This is a genomic window from Archangium gephyra, assembly GCF_042230915.1.
Lineage (GTDB): Bacteria > Myxococcota > Myxococcia > Myxococcales > Myxococcaceae > Archangium > Archangium gephyra_B.
The window spans coordinates 715,414-731,936 of record NZ_CP102578.1 but is presented as its reverse complement, the minus strand read 5'-3'; the positions used below and the strand labels follow the sequence as shown (position 1 = coordinate 731,936).

The 16,523-nt window shown below is 70.8% G+C and carries 15 protein-coding genes; 8 read left to right on the top strand and 7 right to left on the bottom strand.

Annotated features, from left to right (window positions below; genetic code table 11):
• Positions 1-71 precede the first annotated feature (71 nt).
• Entirely contained in the window at positions 72-656 is a 585-nt protein-coding gene (locus NR798_RS03025; RefSeq protein WP_375769877.1) for a GNAT family N-acetyltransferase, read from the top strand.
• Here NR798_RS03025 and NR798_RS03020 read toward each other — a convergent pair.
• Entirely contained in the window at positions 619-4,212 is a 3,594-nt protein-coding gene (locus tag NR798_RS03020) for a PAS domain S-box protein (protein WP_375769876.1), read from the bottom strand. The genes NR798_RS03025 and NR798_RS03020 overlap by 38 nt on opposite strands.
• Before the next feature lie 187 nt (positions 4,213-4,399).
• Here NR798_RS03020 and NR798_RS03015 point away from each other — a divergent pair, with 187 nt between their 5' ends.
• Complete coding sequence (locus NR798_RS03015) at positions 4,400-5,092, top strand: SDR family NAD(P)-dependent oxidoreductase (protein WP_375769875.1); 693 nt, start codon at positions 4,400-4,402, stop codon at positions 5,090-5,092.
• Here NR798_RS03015 and NR798_RS03010 read toward each other — a convergent pair.
• Together NR798_RS03010 and NR798_RS03005 are read right to left on the bottom strand one after the other, a co-directional pair.
• Positions 5,089-5,838, bottom strand: a complete 750-nt coding sequence (locus tag NR798_RS03010) for a DUF1338 domain-containing protein (protein ID WP_375769874.1) — start codon at positions 5,836-5,838, stop codon at positions 5,089-5,091. The genes NR798_RS03015 and NR798_RS03010 overlap by 4 nt on opposite strands.
• A 41-nt stretch (positions 5,839-5,879) precedes the next feature.
• Positions 5,880-6,617, bottom strand: coding sequence for an alpha/beta hydrolase-fold protein (locus tag NR798_RS03005; RefSeq protein WP_375769873.1), 738 nt, complete (start codon positions 6,615-6,617; stop codon positions 5,880-5,882).
• Positions 6,618-7,177: 560 nt separating this feature from the next.
• On the opposite strand from NR798_RS03005, the gene rarD reads away from it, so the two are divergent.
• Entirely contained in the window at positions 7,178-8,095 is a 918-nt protein-coding gene (rarD, locus tag NR798_RS03000; RefSeq protein ID WP_375769872.1) for an EamA family transporter RarD, read from the top strand.
• Here rarD and NR798_RS02995 read toward each other — a convergent pair.
• From NR798_RS02995 to bioA, 3 genes are all read right to left on the bottom strand, one after another.
• Positions 8,092-8,346: a GlsB/YeaQ/YmgE family stress response membrane protein gene (locus NR798_RS02995; RefSeq protein WP_375769871.1), complete on the bottom strand. Its 255-nt coding sequence runs from the start codon at positions 8,344-8,346 to the stop codon at positions 8,092-8,094. The two genes, rarD and NR798_RS02995, sit on opposite strands and share 4 nt — an antisense overlap.
• Before the next feature lie 68 nt (positions 8,347-8,414).
• Positions 8,415-9,545 (bottom strand): NIF family HAD-type phosphatase, encoded by a 1,131-nt coding sequence (locus NR798_RS02990; RefSeq protein WP_375769870.1) that lies wholly within the window; start codon positions 9,543-9,545, stop codon positions 8,415-8,417.
• Between the two features lie 61 nt (positions 9,546-9,606).
• Positions 9,607-10,944 (bottom strand): adenosylmethionine--8-amino-7-oxononanoate transaminase, encoded by a 1,338-nt coding sequence (bioA, locus tag NR798_RS02985; RefSeq protein WP_375769869.1) that lies wholly within the window; start codon positions 10,942-10,944, stop codon positions 9,607-9,609.
• A 130-nt stretch (positions 10,945-11,074) separates the two neighbouring features.
• Here bioA and NR798_RS02980 point away from each other — a divergent pair, with 130 nt between their 5' ends.
• Positions 11,075-11,554: a c-type cytochrome gene (locus NR798_RS02980; protein WP_375769868.1), complete on the top strand. Its 480-nt coding sequence runs from the start codon at positions 11,075-11,077 to the stop codon at positions 11,552-11,554.
• Entirely contained in the window at positions 11,551-11,922 is a 372-nt protein-coding gene (locus NR798_RS02975; protein ID WP_375769867.1) for a DUF3565 domain-containing protein, read from the top strand. Before NR798_RS02980 ends, NR798_RS02975 begins: the two co-directional genes overlap by 4 nt.
• A 149-nt stretch (positions 11,923-12,071) precedes the next feature.
• Here the strand turns inward: NR798_RS02975 and NR798_RS02970 are convergent, their stop codons facing one another.
• The gene (locus NR798_RS02970) at positions 12,072-13,334 is read right to left on the bottom strand and encodes a M20/M25/M40 family metallo-hydrolase (protein ID WP_375769866.1); all 1,263 of its coding nucleotides are present in this window, start codon (positions 13,332-13,334) and stop codon (positions 12,072-12,074) included.
• A gap of 304 nt (positions 13,335-13,638) precedes the next feature.
• Between NR798_RS02970 and NR798_RS02965 the strand changes: the two genes are divergently transcribed.
• The 3 genes from NR798_RS02965 (at position 13,639) to NR798_RS02955 (ending at position 16,513) form a co-directional block, all read left to right on the top strand.
• Complete coding sequence (locus NR798_RS02965; RefSeq protein WP_375769865.1) at positions 13,639-14,817, top strand: GNAT family N-acetyltransferase; 1,179 nt, start codon at positions 13,639-13,641, stop codon at positions 14,815-14,817.
• Positions 14,818-14,870: 53 nt separating this feature from the next.
• Positions 14,871-15,623: a hypothetical protein gene (locus NR798_RS02960; protein ID WP_375769864.1), complete on the top strand. Its 753-nt coding sequence runs from the start codon at positions 14,871-14,873 to the stop codon at positions 15,621-15,623.
• A 182-nt stretch (positions 15,624-15,805) separates the two neighbouring features.
• Positions 15,806-16,513, top strand: a complete 708-nt coding sequence (locus NR798_RS02955) for a glycosyltransferase (protein ID WP_375769863.1) — start codon at positions 15,806-15,808, stop codon at positions 16,511-16,513.
• The last annotated feature ends 10 nt before the right edge of the window (positions 16,514-16,523 follow it).

The following is a 16,523-nucleotide window of genomic DNA, read 5'->3' as shown; positions in this document are numbered from 1 at the left end:
TCCCCTGTCGAGCATCCCCTTCACGGCGCACGCGCGAGCCCCTGGACGCGCTAGCCTCCCCGCTGCCCGTCATGCCCTCGGACAATCCGCCCGTCCTCCTCACCACCCCGCGCCTCCACCTCGCCCTGCTGCCTCCGGATGGCGCCGCGCGCGTGCTCGCCTACCACGAGGCCAACCGCGGCCACCTCGGCCCCGTCTCGCCCGCGCGCCCCGACAACTTCTTCACCGTCACCTGGTGGCGCTCGCGCCTGGCCCAGGACGCCGAGGACTGGCGCCGCGGCCTCGCCCTGCGCCTCTTCCTGCTGTCCCGCGAGGCCCCGCTCACCTCCGCGCCGGTGCTCGGCAGCGTGTCCCTCACCGACATCCGTCGCGGGCCCCTCCAGTCGGGCGAGCTGGGCTTCGGGCTCGACCACCGCGTCCAGGGCCAGGGCCTCATGAGCGAGGCCGTGCGCGCCGTGTGCGACTACGCCTTCGGGCTGCTCGGCCTGCACCGCGTCCAGGCCAACCACCTGCCGGACAACCACCGCAGCGCCGCCGTGCTGCGCCGCGTGGGCTTCTGCGTCGAGGGCCTCGCGCGCGAGCTCGTCCTCATCGACGGCCGCTGGCGCGACCACGTCCTCACCGCGCTGCTGGCGCCTCGCTCACCGGCAAGGTGAAGGAGAAGGTGCTGCCCTTGCCCGGCTCGCTCTCCACCAGGATGTAGCCGCCGTGGGCCTCGATGATGCCCTTGGCGATGGGCAGCCCCAGCCCCGCTCCCTCCCGTGTCCCCTTCGGTTGCCAGTAGCGCTCGAAGAGGTGCGGCATGTGCTCCGGGGCAATCCCCTTGCCGGTGTCGCTCACGAAGAAGCGCACGAACCGGCCCTCGCGCCGGGCCCGCACGGTGATGCGGCCGCCCTCGGGCGTGTAGCGCAACGCGTTGCCGATCAGGTTGGAGAACACCTGCAGCACCCGGCTCCGGTCCGCCAGCACCCGCGGCAGTCCCGCCTCCAGCTCCCGCTCCAGCCGCAACTGCTTCGCCTCCGCCAGCGGCCGGTGCAGCTCGATGATGTCGTCCACCAGCCGGCCCACGTCCTGCGGCTGGCACTCCACCGCCAGCCGCCCGGATTCGATCTTCGCCACCTCCAGCAGATCCTGGATGAGATGGACGGCCTGGTCCGCCGAGCGCCGCATCAGCTCCGCCTGCTTGCGCCACGACGCCGCCTCCTCGCCCTGGGGCAGGCGCTTGAGCAGGTAGCTCGCCCCCAGGGAGATGACGTTGAGGGGGTTGCGCAAATCGTGCGAGACGACGGCGAGCACCTCGTCGCGCGCGTGCGTGGCCTGCTGCGACTCCTTGTAGAGCCGCGCGTTGTCCAGGGTGAGGGCGGCCCGGGAGGCCAGGCCCTCGGCGAGCGAGAGGTCCGCCGGGCCATAGCGCCGGCCCGACGCCGCGGTGAAGGCGAAGGTGACGGCGCCCAGCGTCCGCCCGCGCGCCACCAGCGGGACGATCAGCAGCGAGCGCGGTGCCAGGGCGCGGTGCGTGGTGAAGTGCTCCTCGTCCTCGGCGGAGGCCCGCAGCCAGGCGTCCGTCACCTCGGGGACGAGCTCCGGCTCGCCGGTGCGCAGCACGCTCTGCACGCCCACCAGCGTATGCGTCACCGGGCGCATGTGCCCGAGCGCGAGCAGCAGCGGCTCCTGGGAGGGGTCGCGGTGGGCCATGGCCGGGCGGTGCACCTCGCCGCCCTCCAGCATGCACACCACGCAGTAGTCGGCCAAGCGCGGCACCACCAGCCGGGCCAGGCTGCGCAGGGTGGCCTCGTACTCCAGCGCGGCCACCAACACCCGGCCGCTCTCGGAGAGGAACTGCTGCGACTCCTCGGCGCGCTGGCGGTCCGAGATGTCGCGGATGATGGTGGAGAGCATCTCCAGCTTCCCATCCGCCTCGTAGTGGGCGAGCAGCACCTGGGAGACGGGAAACTCGTGCCCGTCCGGGGAGCGCAGCGCCGACTCCCCCATCCACACGCCCTCGTGCAGCGCGGTGGGCACGCCCTCGGCCAGCAGGCGCCGCGCGGCCCAGGCCGGGTGGGCCGAGGCGATGCTCCAGGCACTGGCGTCCTGCTCCTCCGCCAGTCCCACCATGCGCCGGCCCGCGCGGTTGAGGTAGAGGCCGCGCCCCTGCGGATCCGTACTGCCCACGAAGTCCGGTGTGGCCTCGATGATGGAGCTGAGCTTGCGGCGCGCCTCCTCCGCGCGCTTGCGGGCCGTCACCTCGCGCAAGTAGACGGAGACGCCCTCGCCGGAGGGGCTGACGTGGCACTCGAACCACGCCTCGAGCGGGGTGAGGTACAGCTCGCACTCCGAGGCGCCCCCGCCCTCCAGCCCCCGGCGCACGCCCTGGGCCAGCCCGGCCCGCGCGTCCTCCGGCAGCATCGCGTCCAGGGGCTGGCCCAGCAGCTGCTCCCGCGGGCGTTGCAGCACCTCGGCGGCGCGGCGGTTGACGAAGATGAAGCGCTGCTCCCGGTCCAGGGCGAAGAAGGCATCGGTGATGCTCTCCAGGATGGCCTCGATGCGGGCGTGGGCCGCCTCGGCCTCGGTGCGGGCCGCCTCCTCGCGGGCCAGCCGCAGCGCCGACTCCTCCGTCCGCTTGCGCTCCGTCACCTCGCGCGTCACGGCCACCCAGTGCCTCAGCACGCCCTCCTCGTCCTTCACGGGCACCAGGGTGCTCTCCGTCCAGAAGGAGGAGCCGTCCTTGCGGTAGGTGAGCAGCTCCGCGCGGATGGGCTCCTGGCGGCGCAGGGCCTCGCGCATGCGCTCGAGCGTCGCCGCGTCCGTGTCCTTGCCCATCAGCAGCAGCGACTCCGAGTCCCTCAGCTCCTCCGGGCTGTAGCCCGTCATCCGCGAGAAGGCCTCGTTGGTGTAGATGATGCGCCGGGTGCTGTGCCCGTTCTGGCGCTCGGGCTCCAGGATGACCACGCCGTCGTAGGCATTCACCACGATGGACTCGAAGAGCCGCAGCCGCTCCTCGGTGCGCTTGCGCTCGGTGATGTCGCGGAAGTAGACGGCGAGCCCGTCCTCGGACGGGTAGGCGTGCATCTCCACCCAGGTGTCACGCGGAGGGTCGTGCTCCTCGAAGTGGACGGCCCGTTGCTCGGTGAAGGCCTTGCGGAAGCCCTGCTCCGAGCGTGAGCCGGTGAAACCCGGGAACACCTCCAGGGGGGTGCGCCCGAGCATCTGCTCGCGCGGGCGGTGCGACAGCTCCTCGGCGCGGCGGTTGACGTAGGTGAAGCGCCAGGCCCGGTCCAAGGCGACGAAGGCATCGGAGATGCTCTCCAGCATGCCGTGCACGCGCCGCTCCACCGCCTCCGCCTGGAGCCGCGCGGCCTGCTCGCGCTCGAGCTGGTGCTCGCGCTCGCGGGCGCGCACCCGCTCGGTGATGTCGGTGAAGGTGATGACCGCCCCGATGATGCGCTCCCCGTCCCGGACGGGGCTGCTGCGGTACTCAACCGGGAAGGAGCTGCCGTCGCGCCGCCAGAACACCTCGTGCGTCACGTGGTGCGTCCGGCCGTCCCGGAGGGGGGCGTAGGTCTCGCACTCGGACTCGGACAGGGGCGTCCCGTCCAGGCGCTTGTAGTGCATGACCGAGTGCTGGGGCTTGCCGATGAGCTCCTCGGGCTTCCACCCCAACATGCGCGCGGCGGCCGGGTTGACGAACGTGGTGCGGCCTTCGGTATCCACGCCGTACACGCCCTCGTCCACGGACGAGAGGATGAGCTCGCCCAGGTGGCGCAGCAGCTCAAGCTCTCCGCATGGCTCCGCGGCGCCGAGCGCACAGGCGAACCCGGCCAGGGCGCCGTCCGCGTCGTGCAACGCGGTGAGCACCTGCGAGGCGCGGAAGCGGGTCCCATCGCGCCGCACGCGCCAGCCCTCCAGCTCGCAGCGTCCCTCCTGCTCGGCCTGGCGCAGGTCCCTCGCCAGCAACTCCCGCTCCTCGGGCAGGTAGAGCGCGGAGAGCGGCTCTCCGAGGAGGTCGGCCCTCGCATGGCCGGTGAGCCGCTCCGCCCCCGGGGTCCAGAGGTTGATGCGGCCCGTCACATCCAGGCCTGCGAGCGCACAGACCTCCGCCTGCTCCAACAGTCGCAGCGCGAGTGCACTGCGCGTCCAGGGCGCATCGTCCCGGCGGGCCGGGTCCCGCGGTTCCTCCGGCTCACCGGGAGCGCTGTGGATGGTCGGGGACAAGCAGAGAAGCCTCCTTTCGGACCACCTGCCGGCCCCCCTGGCGCGAGGGCAGGAAGCGCGGGGCTCAAGGTTGTGGATCTGCTCACGTACCCGCCGGATGCAAGCAGGGCCCGGCCGGACGGCCACTGTCTGACGAGGCGAAGCGGGAGCCTTGGGAGGGGGCGGCGAGCGGCATTACGCATGCGGCATGGACACACCGAAGGTCGCCGCGGTGGTGGGAGTGGGACCGGGACTGGGCGCGTCGCTGGCGCGCCGCTTCGCGCGGGAGGGCTACGCCGTGGGCCTGCTGGCCCGGAGCGAGTCGAGCCTGCGCCCGGTGCGGCAGGAGTTGGAGAAGGGGGGAGGACGCGCGGGCAGCTACCCCGCGGACGCGACGGACGCGGCGTCGCTGAAGTCCGCCTTCGCCCGGCTGCGCGCGGAGCTGGGCGCGCCGGAGGTGTGCATCTACAACGCGGGGGCGTACACGGTGGCGGGCGTGCTGGAGCTGACGCCGGAGCAGTTCGAGGCCGGGTGGAGGATTGGCTGCCTGGGCGGCTTCCTCACGGCGCAGGAGGTGGTGCCGGCGATGCTGGAGCGGGGGCGGGGGACGCTGCTGTTCACGGGGGCCACGGCCTCGCTGCGGGGCGCGGCGCGGTTCGCGGCGTTCGCGGTGGGCAAGTTCGGCCTGCGGGCCCTGGCGCAGTCGCTGGCGCGCGAGCTGGGGCCGCGCGGCATCCACGTGGCGCACGTGGTCATCGACGGGATGATCGGCACGGGGGCGGGATCGGCGACGAGGCTGTCGCCGGACGCCATCGCGGAGACGTACTGGCAGCTGCACCGCCAGGAGCCGCCGGCGTGGACGCTGGAGATGGATCTGCGTCCCGCGGCGGAGAAGTTCTAGGAGCGCTTCGTCATGTCGAAGAGGGCGCGGGCCTGGGGGCCGAGGAAGCCATCGAAGCCGGGCGAGCGCTGGGCGATCTCGAAGTAGGCATAGGGCCAGCTGCGCGTGCGCCCGTCGGCGAGCGCAATGGTGACGGGGGCGGCGCTGGTGGCCGTCTGGCGCAGGGCGGTACCCGGCTCGCCCTCGATGTCTGCCTTCATGGGCACACCGGCCTCGCGCATGCGCCGCTGCCACACCTCCACGTCATCCACGGCGCCGGTGAAGTGGTTCACCTTGCGGCCGAAGGCGAGCAGCCACGCGCCGTACTGGGACTCCTTCTCCAGGGTGAGCAGGGCGGACTCCTCGGGCGGGGGCGGAGCGGAGAACCAGCCAGCGAGCGCCTCGATGGAGTCAGGGGCGGGAGGATCCGCCGGGAGCGCGGCGAGCAGGCGCTGGGCCTCGGGCGAGAGCCTGTCGGCGAGGAGCTCGGAGATGAAGACGCGGGGCAGCCCCTCCGGATGGGACATGTAGATGGCGGAGAGGTGGGTATCAGGGAAGGTGTACTGGCCCGCGGGCTTCCAGCCGAAGCGCTCGAAGACGCGGGCGAAGAGGGCGATGCCCCCGCCGGGCCGGGCCAGGGAGCGCAGCGCGATGTGGTCATTGCGGAAGCTGCCGCCGGAGAGCCGGGCGAAGGTGCGCGCGTAGGGCACCTCCGCGGCGTAGCGCTCCCACAGCAGGTCCAGGAGTCGGGTGGCGTCAGAGCTCATGACGCGCAGTCATAGCCGGAAGACGGGCCCGCGTGCGCGCCCTACTTCCCGCGCTTCTGCGCCAGCAGCCAGGTGCTCACCGCCTGGTCCAGGTACACGGTGTCGAAGATATCATGGCCCAGGCCGGACAGCTCGGTGTAGCGCACGGCGTTGTGCCCCGCGGACTTCAGCGACTCCACCAGGGCACGGCTCTCGGACACGGGCACCACGGCGTCCGCGTCCCCGTGCCACATCCACAGCGGCAGGCCCTTGAGCTTGTCCACCATCGCGCGGTCCGGGTAGCGCCCGGACACGGCCAACACCGCCGCGAAGCGCTCCGGGTAGCGCGCGGCCAGCTGCACCACGCCCCGCGCGCCCATCGACTGCCCGGCGAGGTACACCCGCTTGCGGTCTCCGCCGTACTCGGAGACGGTGCGCTCCAGCGCCTCGAGCGCGAAGTCCGCCACCGTCCCGCTCCAGTCCTTGTCAGGCGGACACTGCGGCAGCACCAGCACGGCCGGGTAGCGCTCCGGGTGCAGGCGCGCCGCCTCCGCCAGGCTCTGCGTCCTCGGCCGCTGCCCATCCGTTCCCCGCGAGCCCGCTCCATGCAGCGCGAGGATGACCGGCCACGACTGCCCCCGGCTGTACCCCGGTGGCAGGTACACCGAGTACACGTACGTCTCTCCTCCGACGGTGAGCGTCTTCGCCACGAACGTGCCAGGAGACTCGGCTGGAGGCACACCCGTCTCGGGTGTCCCCGCCATCAGCCACGCCACCAGCGCCATCGTCACCGTACCCATGAGCCTCCTCGCATACCCGCACAGGTCCTGTCTCGGGTCTTGGGAAAGCCTCGAAGGTACCCCTCCCTCGGAGGGGACGGGACGCACTCAGCGAGAAGTGGCCGCCAAGGGTTGCGTTTCCATCACCTCGCGCTTGCATCTGACCGCATAGGTGGGAAACTGCTGGCTGCGCGCGTCCTCGGGGTTTGACCTTGGAGGGGTTACGCATCCGAGGACGCGCGCAGTCTGGCAGCCCATCGCTCCGCGGCTTGCCTTGGAGGGGTTCCCCCGCGGGCGGGCTGCACGGGTGGAACACGCCAGTTCCGCCCGAAATTCACTCACGGGCGCAAATAGGGAAAAATGACGCGGAACGCCAGCCCCGGGCCCGCAGGGTCATGAGGGGGCCATCACCTCACCCATCAGACCGGCTTATACCCAGCGCATAGCGCCGTAAGCCTACACCATGGCGGGTTGTGTGCCCACCTCTTTGTGACCCAGCCCTCCCAAGTGGTGAGAGGGCGAGTCCCACACGTGGGATGGGATATGGAGGGCGGCGCCAGGGGCAGAAAGAAGCGAGCACCATGTCCAGCGACTCTCCGGCGGCCGTGCGCACGCCGGGCTTTGCCTACGCCTTCGCGGCCTATGTGGCCTGGGGAGGCTTCCCCCTCTACTGGAAGCAGCTCGGCCACGTGCCGCCGGTGGCGCTGGTGGCCCACCGCGTGGTGTGGTCGTTCGTCTTCGTGGCGGGGCTGCTGACGCTGCGGCGGCGCTGGCCGGAGACGCTGGCCGTGCTGCGCAACGGGCGGGTCCTGGCGGCGCTGCTGCTCTCCACCACCCTCATCTCCTTCAACTGGGGCCTCTACATCTGGGCCGTCAACAGCGGGCGGATCGTGGAGGGGAGCCTGGGCTACTACATCAACCCCCTGGCCAACGTGGTGCTGGCCCGGCTCTTCCTGGGCGAGCGGCTGCGCTGGCTGCAGCTGGGCGCGGTGGGGTTGGCCGCGCTGGGGGTGCTCAACCTGGCGGTGGGCTTGGGGCAGGTGCCCTGGGTGTCACTGGCGCTGGCGGGCTCCTTCAGCCTGTATGGGCTGGTGCGCAAGCTAGCGCCGGTGGAGTCCCTTACGGGGTTGGTGGTGGAGACGGGGCTGGCGGCGCCCGTGGCGCTCGGCGTGCTGCTGCTGGGCGGCTGGGAGCAGCCGGTGCTGGGGTCCACCCCGCGTGACACCCTGCTGCTGCTCTTCAGCGGCGTGGCCACCGCGCTGCCCCTGCTGTGGTTCTCCCAGGCCGCGCGGCGGCTGCGCTACTCGACGCTGGGCATCATCCAGTACACCTCGCCCACGCTGCAGCTGGCCCTGGCGGTGCTCGTCTACGGCGAGTCCTTCACCTCGCGCCACGCCGTCACCTTCGCCTGCCTCTGGACGGGGGTGGTGCTCTACGCCTTCGACGGCTTGTGGGCGGCGCGCATGCCCGCCCCCACCCCGGCCGGCCAGGGGACCTAACGTCCGGAGAACTGCCGCCCCAACCAGAGCAGCACGATGGCTCCGATGGTGGAGCCCACCAGCTGGGTAGGCTGCAGCACGCGCCAGCTGCCGCCCAGGAGCAACGAGGCGAGGAAGCCGCCCATGAACGAGCCGGCGATGCCCAGCAGCGTCGTCGCGATGAAGCCCATCGGCTGCCGGCCGGGCATGACCATGCGGGCGATCAACCCCGCGAAGAACCCCAAGATGATCCACCCACACAGATTGAACATGCCGTCCTCGGTTGCGCTGGAATGAGGCGCCAGTCTGCAATGAACTACGCCTCCGGGCGAACTCCATTTCAGTACCGGGGGTCGACGGCCTGCGGATTGCGGCGGACGTACTCGATGGCCTTCGCCCGGTCCAAGCCGCCACTGTCGATGAGGAACTGCACGGTGACCTGCCCGAGCGAGGTGTAGGGCAGATAGGCCTCGGCGAACGTGACGCCCCGCGCGTCCATGTCCCGGACCGAGTCCTCGATCTCCCGCACGACGGTGGGCAGGGCCTGCTCGAAGGCGCGGCGCAGCGCCGGGTCGGTGGTGGTGCAGAAGGCCTCGGCCTCGAACTTCTTGAAGATGCGGGCGTTGCGCAGCTGGAAGAGGCGCGTGGGGTTGTCGTCCACGATGATGACGCGGCGCAGGCTCTCGTCGAAGACGCGCAGGTCCTTGGACGGCTCGCGCACGGGGTTGCCCTTGCGGGGGTCGCTCACGCCCTCGGACTTCTCCTGCAGGACGAGGTGGCTGTTGGTCAGCAGTCCGGCGATCCCCGGGTGCTCGGTGAGCGGAACCCCGTCGAGCTTCCACTGCGCGACGTTCTCGAGCGTGAGCGTGTCCACGTTGGCGGAGAAGAGGACGACGGCTCCACCGAGTTCCTGGATGCGCGCGAAGGCCTGCTGCCAGCCGGGAACGAGCTTCACGTAGCGGACGCCGCCCTCCTTCTTCGGGACGGCGACGTCGTGACAGGCCTCGCCCACCTTGGCGGGGTAGTACTGGCTGAGGAGCGTCTCATCGAGATCGAAGACGACGATGAAGCGGGCCTGGACGAGCTTCTCGGGCTGGAGCCGGCTCTCGAACTCGCCCCGGCGCACGCGCTCGAGGGCGGTGTTGAAGGCGTCCACCGGAGCGGGGGCGGGCGTGGAGCGGATGAGGTCGCGGTAGTGGTTCTGCAGCTCGACGGCCTGGGCCCGGGCGAGCTGGAAGCGCTCCATCAGGCGGCTGATGTTGAAGAAGCGGCGCTCCTCCTCGTTCGGGCCCGCGTACTTGTCCACCCAGTCGGGCAGCGCCGGGATGGTGACCGCGTCGAGCTCGGCGCGTGACGCGATGCCGGTGGTGGAGGTGGCGGCGGACGGAGCCTCGGTCCGCTGGAGGGACGGGCCCGCCGCACAACCGAGGAGCGGCGCGGTGAGCAGCAGGAGCAGGGGGAAGCGGGGCATGCGGTCTCCGGGGAGTCGAAGGTCTCGGACGGGCCCGACCATCGGACCCGTTGGGAAGGGCTCAGGACTGACCGGCCGCCACCTCGCGGAGGCTGGCCTCCACCCCGGCGAGCAGCTCGTCCAGGGCGGCATCCGGGATGTTGAGGGCGGGAGCCACGTACACCGTGTCGCCCAGGGGCCGCAGGTACAGCCCGCGGCGCCGGGCCGCCTCGTACACGCGCCAGCCTCCACGCGCCAGGTAGCCACCGCCGCCCAGGTCCACCGCGCCCACCATGCCGATGGCCCGCGGCTGCTTCACCCCGGGAATCGTCGCCGCCATCCGCTCGAAGGCGGCCTTCACCTTCGGCGCCTTGCGCACCACCTGCCCCAGCACGTCCTCGTCCCGGTACACCGCGAGCACCTCGCGCGCCACCGCCGCGCCCAGCGGGTTGCCGCAGTACGAGTGCCCGTAATACAGCGCCCGCTCGCCCCCCCCGCCAAAGCCCGAGAACACCCGCTCCGTGGCCAGCGTCGCCGCGAAGGGCATCAACCCTCCGGACAGCGCCTTCGCCAGGCAGAGCAGGTCCGGCACCACCCCCGCCAGGTCACACGCGAAGCGCGCACCCGTGCGGCCCAGCCCGGTGAAGACCTCGTCGGCGATGAGGAAGGTGTCCACCGCCCGCGTGGCCTCGCGCACCGCCCGGACGAACTCGGGCGCGTACACCTGCATGCCCGCCGCGCCCTGGATGATGGGCTCGACGATGACGGCCGCGATCTCGTCCGGGTGCGCGCGCAACGTGGCCTCCACCCGGGCGAAGGCGCGCTCCCAGCCCTCCGGCTCCGCGGGGGACGGCACGTGCACCACGTCGAAGAGCAGCGGCCCGAAGATGTCGCGGAACAGCTCCACCCCGCCCACGCTCGTCGAGCCGATCGTCTCGCCGTGGAAGGCCCCCGAGAGCGTGATGAAGCGCGTGCGCCGGGGCCGGCCGTTCTGCGCCCAGTGCTGCGCCGCCATCTTGATGGCGACCTCCACCGCCGTGCTCCCGTTGTCCGAATAGAAGACGCGCGAGAGCCGCTCCCCGGCCGGCATGTCCGTGCGTCCGGCACCCGGGGCCAGCGCCACCAGCTCCTGCGCCAGCCGCGCCGCCGGCTCGTGCGTCACGCCCGCGAGCGAGGTGTGCGGGAAGGTGCCGGCCTGCTCGGTGAGCGCGCGCACCAGCCTCGGGTGCCGGTGTCCCAGCGTGGACACCCACCACGAGCCATTGGCGTCCAGATAGCGCGTGCCGTCCGCGTCGTAGAGGTACGGCCCCTCGGCGCGCACCACCACCAGCGGGTCCGTCTTCGCGATGTACTCGTCCATCGCGGTGTACGGGTGCCACACGTACCGCTTGTCCAACGCGACGATGTCCGCGCGCTCCATGCCGGTTGCTCCTCCCGATGCGCGGCCCTCCCTATCACGCACCGGGAAGGGACTGGAGCCCGACAATCTCCCGGAGACGGACCACCCGGACATGGCGCTCCCGGCAGCGGGACGCTAGAGAGACGGCCGTATGGGAACGACCTCGAACCGCAAGCACCCCTCCGTCCTGCTGGCACGCACCGCGTCACTGTCGATGGCCCTGGCCCTCTCCGCCTGCTCCGAGCGCTCCCCCTCCAAGGACGCTCCCACGCCCGCGCCTTCCGCGCAGCAGGCTCCCGCGGCCACTCCGGCCCCCACGGGCACGCCCTCGGCCGCTCCGGCGCCTACGGCCTCGGCGCAGCAGGCCAGCGAGCCTCCCGCCGGTGACGCCCGGTCGCCGGAGCAGCTCTTCTTCAGCCTGGGCTGCACGGCCTGCCATGGACCGGGCAGGGCCTACGCCGCCGTACTCGCCAACTCCCGCGGCAAACCGGCGGAGGTCGTCGCCATGTGGATCCTCGATCCCCAGAAGGTCAAACCCGGGACGCTGATGCCCAGCTACACCGGCCGCCTCTCCACCGCGGAAGCCCTCGCGCTCGCCCAGTGGATCAAGGCCGGCAACCCCACTCCATGAAGCAGCCCATCACAGGCTTCCACCTCGACGAAGAGAACCACTGGGTCGCCGACCTCGGGTGTGGCCACCGGCAGCACATGCGCCATGACCCGCCGTGGATGGAGCGCCCGTGGATCCTCACCGAAGAGGGCCGGCGCAGCCGTTTGGGTGTCGAGCTCGAGTGCAACCGCTGCGACGAGGCTGGCCGCGCGGTCGCCGAGGCGGTGCGTGAAGCATTGGCCTCCGCGGCACGGCAGGCCTACGAGGATGGGGGTATGAGCGGCCTCTGCGCCGAGGGCCGCTGGGATCTCGCGCTGGATGCGATGAGAGCAGCGGATCTCACGCCCGCCATCCGCCGCGCGCTCGGCCAGGAGAGACAGGACGGCTGAACGACACACCCCGGGCCGCGGCCCGCTGAGCCACGGCACCGGGGCGGTATCCAGGGGCACCTCCCGGACGCGCGGCGTACCAACTGGTCCGACAGTCGGACCAGTTGCTCCCCTGCGCGGCCGGAGCCTCCCCCTTGGCAGGACCTACTTCAGCGGCTGGCCTCGGCGTCTTCGGCCTGCAGGGCGATGGAGGTCGAGCCCTTGGCCAGCTCGGCCATGTAGGCGGCGGCGAGCTTGGTGAACTTCACCGAGTTGGTCGCCGTGCCGGCCGTCTGCGCCAGGGTGTCGCTCGTGGTGTGGATGTACGGGTTGTCCTGGCCCATCAGCGCCTCGAAGGGGATGGAGGCCGCGTAGCCCTGGTTGTGCCAGGAGGCGTGGTCCGAGCAGCCATAGCCGCACGTCGTGCTCGTCGCGGTCACGCCCGGCAGGTACTTGGTGATGATGTTGCGGATGAAGGTGTTCTGCGAGGCGTTGGTGTAGTCGGACACCATGACGATGTCGTAGCTGGAGCCCCGGTAGTTGATCATGTCCAGCTGCAGCACGCCCACCACGTTGACGCCGGTGCTCTTGTAGTTGGCGGCGATCGCCCCCGAGCCCCGCAGGCCGATCTCCTCGGCGGCGTAGGCCATGATCTTCACCGTGCGCGCCGGCCGGTAGCCCTTGGCCACCGCCACGCGGATGACCTCGGTGAGCGCGGCCACGCCCGAGGCGTCATCGTCCGCGCCGGGCGCCGCGTAGGACGAGCCGCTGCCGTTGATGGAGTCCAGGTGCGCGCCGAGCACCACCACCTCGTTGGGCAGCGTGGTGCCCTGGATGGTGAGGATGACGGAGGGCTGCGGCGAGGTGGTGGTCGGGTGCGTGAAGAGCGACACCGAGATGTCCGAGCGCCCGCTGGCCAGCGTCGTCCACCGGCTCTTGAGCCAGTTGGCCGCGTCGATGCCCGACTGCAGGTTGTAGCGGCGCGTCGTCCAGCTCGTCGACAGCGTGCTGATGGTGCCGCGGATGTTCGTCTCCGCCACCGCCGACATCAGCGAGTTGACCGCCGTGCCGTTGTCGAGGGTGTAGCTCACCAGCGACGCCAGGGACTGCACGGAGGCGCTCTTCTCCACCGCCGCCAACGCCTGCTCCTCGGTGTCATGGGCGATGAAGCCCGCGCACCGGTTGAGCTTGTCGTGCATCACCTTGGACAGCTTCTCCAGCTGCGACTCGCGCACGCGCAGCACCGCCACCCCGTCCTTCTCGCGCGCCTCGGCCAGGTCCTCGCCCTGCGCCCGGAACGAGCCCCGCGCCGTCTCCAGCGCGTCCGTACCGATGGAGATCCACACCTCCTTCTCCTTCGCGGGGGCCTCCGCGAACGCGGGCGTGGCACACACCAACATCAAGGCAACCGCACCGAACTTCGTCGTCCTCATGTGTTGCTCCTCGGCAAGGGGGGCTTCTTCGAATGGATTCCGCCGGTCGGCTTTCTCCCGACCTTCCAGGCCTGCGTCCAATCCCTACATGTCCAGAAAAAGCGGGTAATGTAGGGTTTTGAACGCTTGCCTCGGAGCCGCCTGGTGCGGGCCGTAGCGCGAGCGGGTTCAGCGGTACAGGCCGCTTCCCTGCCCTCCAGGGAAGGAGCCGGGATTCGCGCGACGGGTCCTCCACCCCCTCCCAGTGGGAAGGGGCGGAAGGTGGCACGGCGAGCGTTCCATACCCGCGTTAGAAGGAGTCCTCGTGGCCGCCGACCTCCGCCTCCGAATCCTCGAGTCCATCACCGATGTCCCCGCCTCCGCCTGGGACGCCCTCGCTGGACCCGAGGCGCCGCCCTTCATCCGCCATGCGTGGCTGTCCGCCATGGAGGAGAGTGGCAGCGCCCGGCTGGAGACGGGCTGGGAGCCCCAGCACCTGACGCTCTGGCGAGGGAAGCACTTGGTCGCCGCCTCGCCCGCCTACCGCAAGCACCACAGCATGGGCGAGTACATCTACGACTTCTCCTGGGCCAGTGCCGCCGAGCGGCTCGGCATCGAGTACTACCCCAAGCTCGTCGTCGGGGCCCCGCTCTCGCCCGCCACCAGCCCACGCTTCCTCATCGCCGCCGGGGAGGACGCCGCCCCGCTGCGCCTCGCGCTCATCCAGGCCGCCATCGAGAGCGCTCGCGAGGGGGGCTGCTCCTCGGTCCACTTCCTCTACCCGCGCGAGGACGAGGCGGACCTGCTGGAGGAGCAGGGGCTGGCCCGCCGCATCACCCTGCAGTTCCACTGGAAGAACCCGGGCTACCGCGGCTACGACGACTACCTGGCCCGCTTCGACTCCAAGCGCCGCTCGCAGATCAAGCGCGAGCGAGGCGCCGCCGCCAACCAGGGCATCGTCATCCGCACCGTGCGCGGCCAGGAGCTGGGCCTCGAGCACGCCCGGCGCGCCTATGGCTTCTACGAGGCCACGTGCGCGAGCCGGGGGCCCTGGGGCCAGGTGCAGCTCAACCAGGACTTCTTCGTGCGCGCCTTCCGCTCGCTGCCGGAGACGGTGGAGTTGGTGCAGGCCGAGCACAAGGGGAAGGTCATCGCCGGGGCCTTCAACCTCGCCACCCCCGAGCGCCTCTATGGACGCTATTGGGGGTGCCACGAGGAGCACCCGTTCCTGCACTTCCACGTGTGCCTGTACCACTCGGTGGATGAGTGCATCCAGACGGGGCGCAAGGTGTTCGAGCCCGGCGCGGGCGGCGAGCACAAGATTTCCCGCGGCTTCGAGCCGACGGCGGTGCACAGCGCGCACCTGCTCTTCGACCCGACGCTGGACAAGGCGGTGCGCGACTTCCTGCGCCGCGAGCACGCGCACCTGCGGCCCGCCGTCGAGCAGGCCGAGCAGCTCGCCGGCCTGAAGCCCTGGCCCCTCCAGGGCCGCGCCACAGGTTGAGCCGCTTCGAGGCCAGGGGTGAAATCAAAGCCAGGAAGAGAGAAGATGGGCTCATGACGCAGCCCCTGCTCCACCCGGCCCAGGCGATCAAGAACAAGATCTCCGAGCTGACGCACGCGGTGCAACAGCTTCCGCCCTCAGTGCGCAAGGAGTTCTCGCGGCTTCCGAAGGAGGCGGAGCTCCGCTTCAACAGCATCGCCCAATACGGCATCAGCGCTGCGGCGGCGACTCGGCCGGCGGCACCGGGCATGGTGACGGTGCGGCATGGCCCCATCGAAATCAGGGTGAAGCCGTTGGATCTGGGCGTCACGGGCCACGCGTTGTCGGCGGCGATGGACACGGCGATGGAAGAGAAGGCCGCGGACGACGAGCGGGCGTACGGGGCGAAGACGCGCGAGAACGGCTTCGCTTCACTGGTGGAGTGGGCCACGAAGCAGGGCTACTACAACTCGGTGGAGCATCAGGCGTGGGCCAAGGGGGCCGAGGCACGCACCGGCGGCCGGGTCCCCGCGAGCTGGTGGATCAAGTTCGATCCCTTCGGGGGAACGGCGGGCAATGGACCGGACGTGTTGCCCCAGGGGCGGTGGCCAGGAGCACTGGCGCGCATCGCCATCGGGCACGACACCGACTGGTCGCTGGGGCGTTACTTCAACGTAGGGCCCATGAAGGTGCTGTATCGGGCGGTCGCGGACCCGTTCATCCTGGGCATCGTGGGGCTGGTGCCCATGCCGCTCACCCAGTTCGGCAGCGCCGGCATCTACACCAACCCGTCGGGGCACATCGACTGGCAGGTCTTCGTGCGCTGAAGCCGGGCACCGGCAGGCCACGGCGCGAGCGATGAGCTTCTGGAGCAGCGGCAACCGCCTCCCCTGGCATTGCCCCCACCTGTCACTGCCAGCGGGTCCCTTCGTGCCCTGTGGCGAACAGAATGAGGGGACCGGAGGGCATGTGCTCCGGAGCACCCTGCTGACCATCGGCCCACTCGGCAATGCATACATTGGTGCCCATGCAGCCCCCCGTCTCGGTGGTCGTCCCCACGCACAATCGCAGGGCCCTGCTCGAACGCTGTATGGCCGCGCTGGCCAGGCAACGCATGACCGCGTTCGAGGCCGTGCTCGTGGATGACGGCTCGACCGACGACACGCCACGGGCGGCCATGAGGCTGCGGGAGGAGCTCAAGCTCGACTTGAAATACGTGCGCCAGTCCCAGTCCCAGGGTCCTGCCTGCGCGCGTAACCAGGGATGGCGGGCCGCTCAAGGCAGGCTGATCGCCTTCACCGATGATGACTGCGAACCTGCTCCCGACTGGCTCCCGCTCCTGGTCCAGTCCCTGACGAATGCGGAAGCGGACATCGCGGGAATCGGTGGCCGGGTGGAGCCAGCAACAGACGGACTGATCTCCCGCTACATGACCTATCACCGCATCCTGGAGCCACCGCCCTCGCGCTCGTACCTCGTCACCGCCAACTGCATCTACAGGCGCAGCGCGCTCGAGGAGGTGGGCGGATTCAACGAGTGCGTCAGGACCGCAGGTGGCGAGGATCCAGGCCTCTCGTTCGCACTGAGTGAACGTGGCTACCGCTTCGGCTTCATGGACCAGGCGGTCGTCCGGCACAACTACCGTGAGGGGCTGCTCGAGTTCGCCCGGACATTCTTCCGTTATGGAAAGGGGTGCCGCCTTGTCATGGATAGATGAGTTGCGTCCC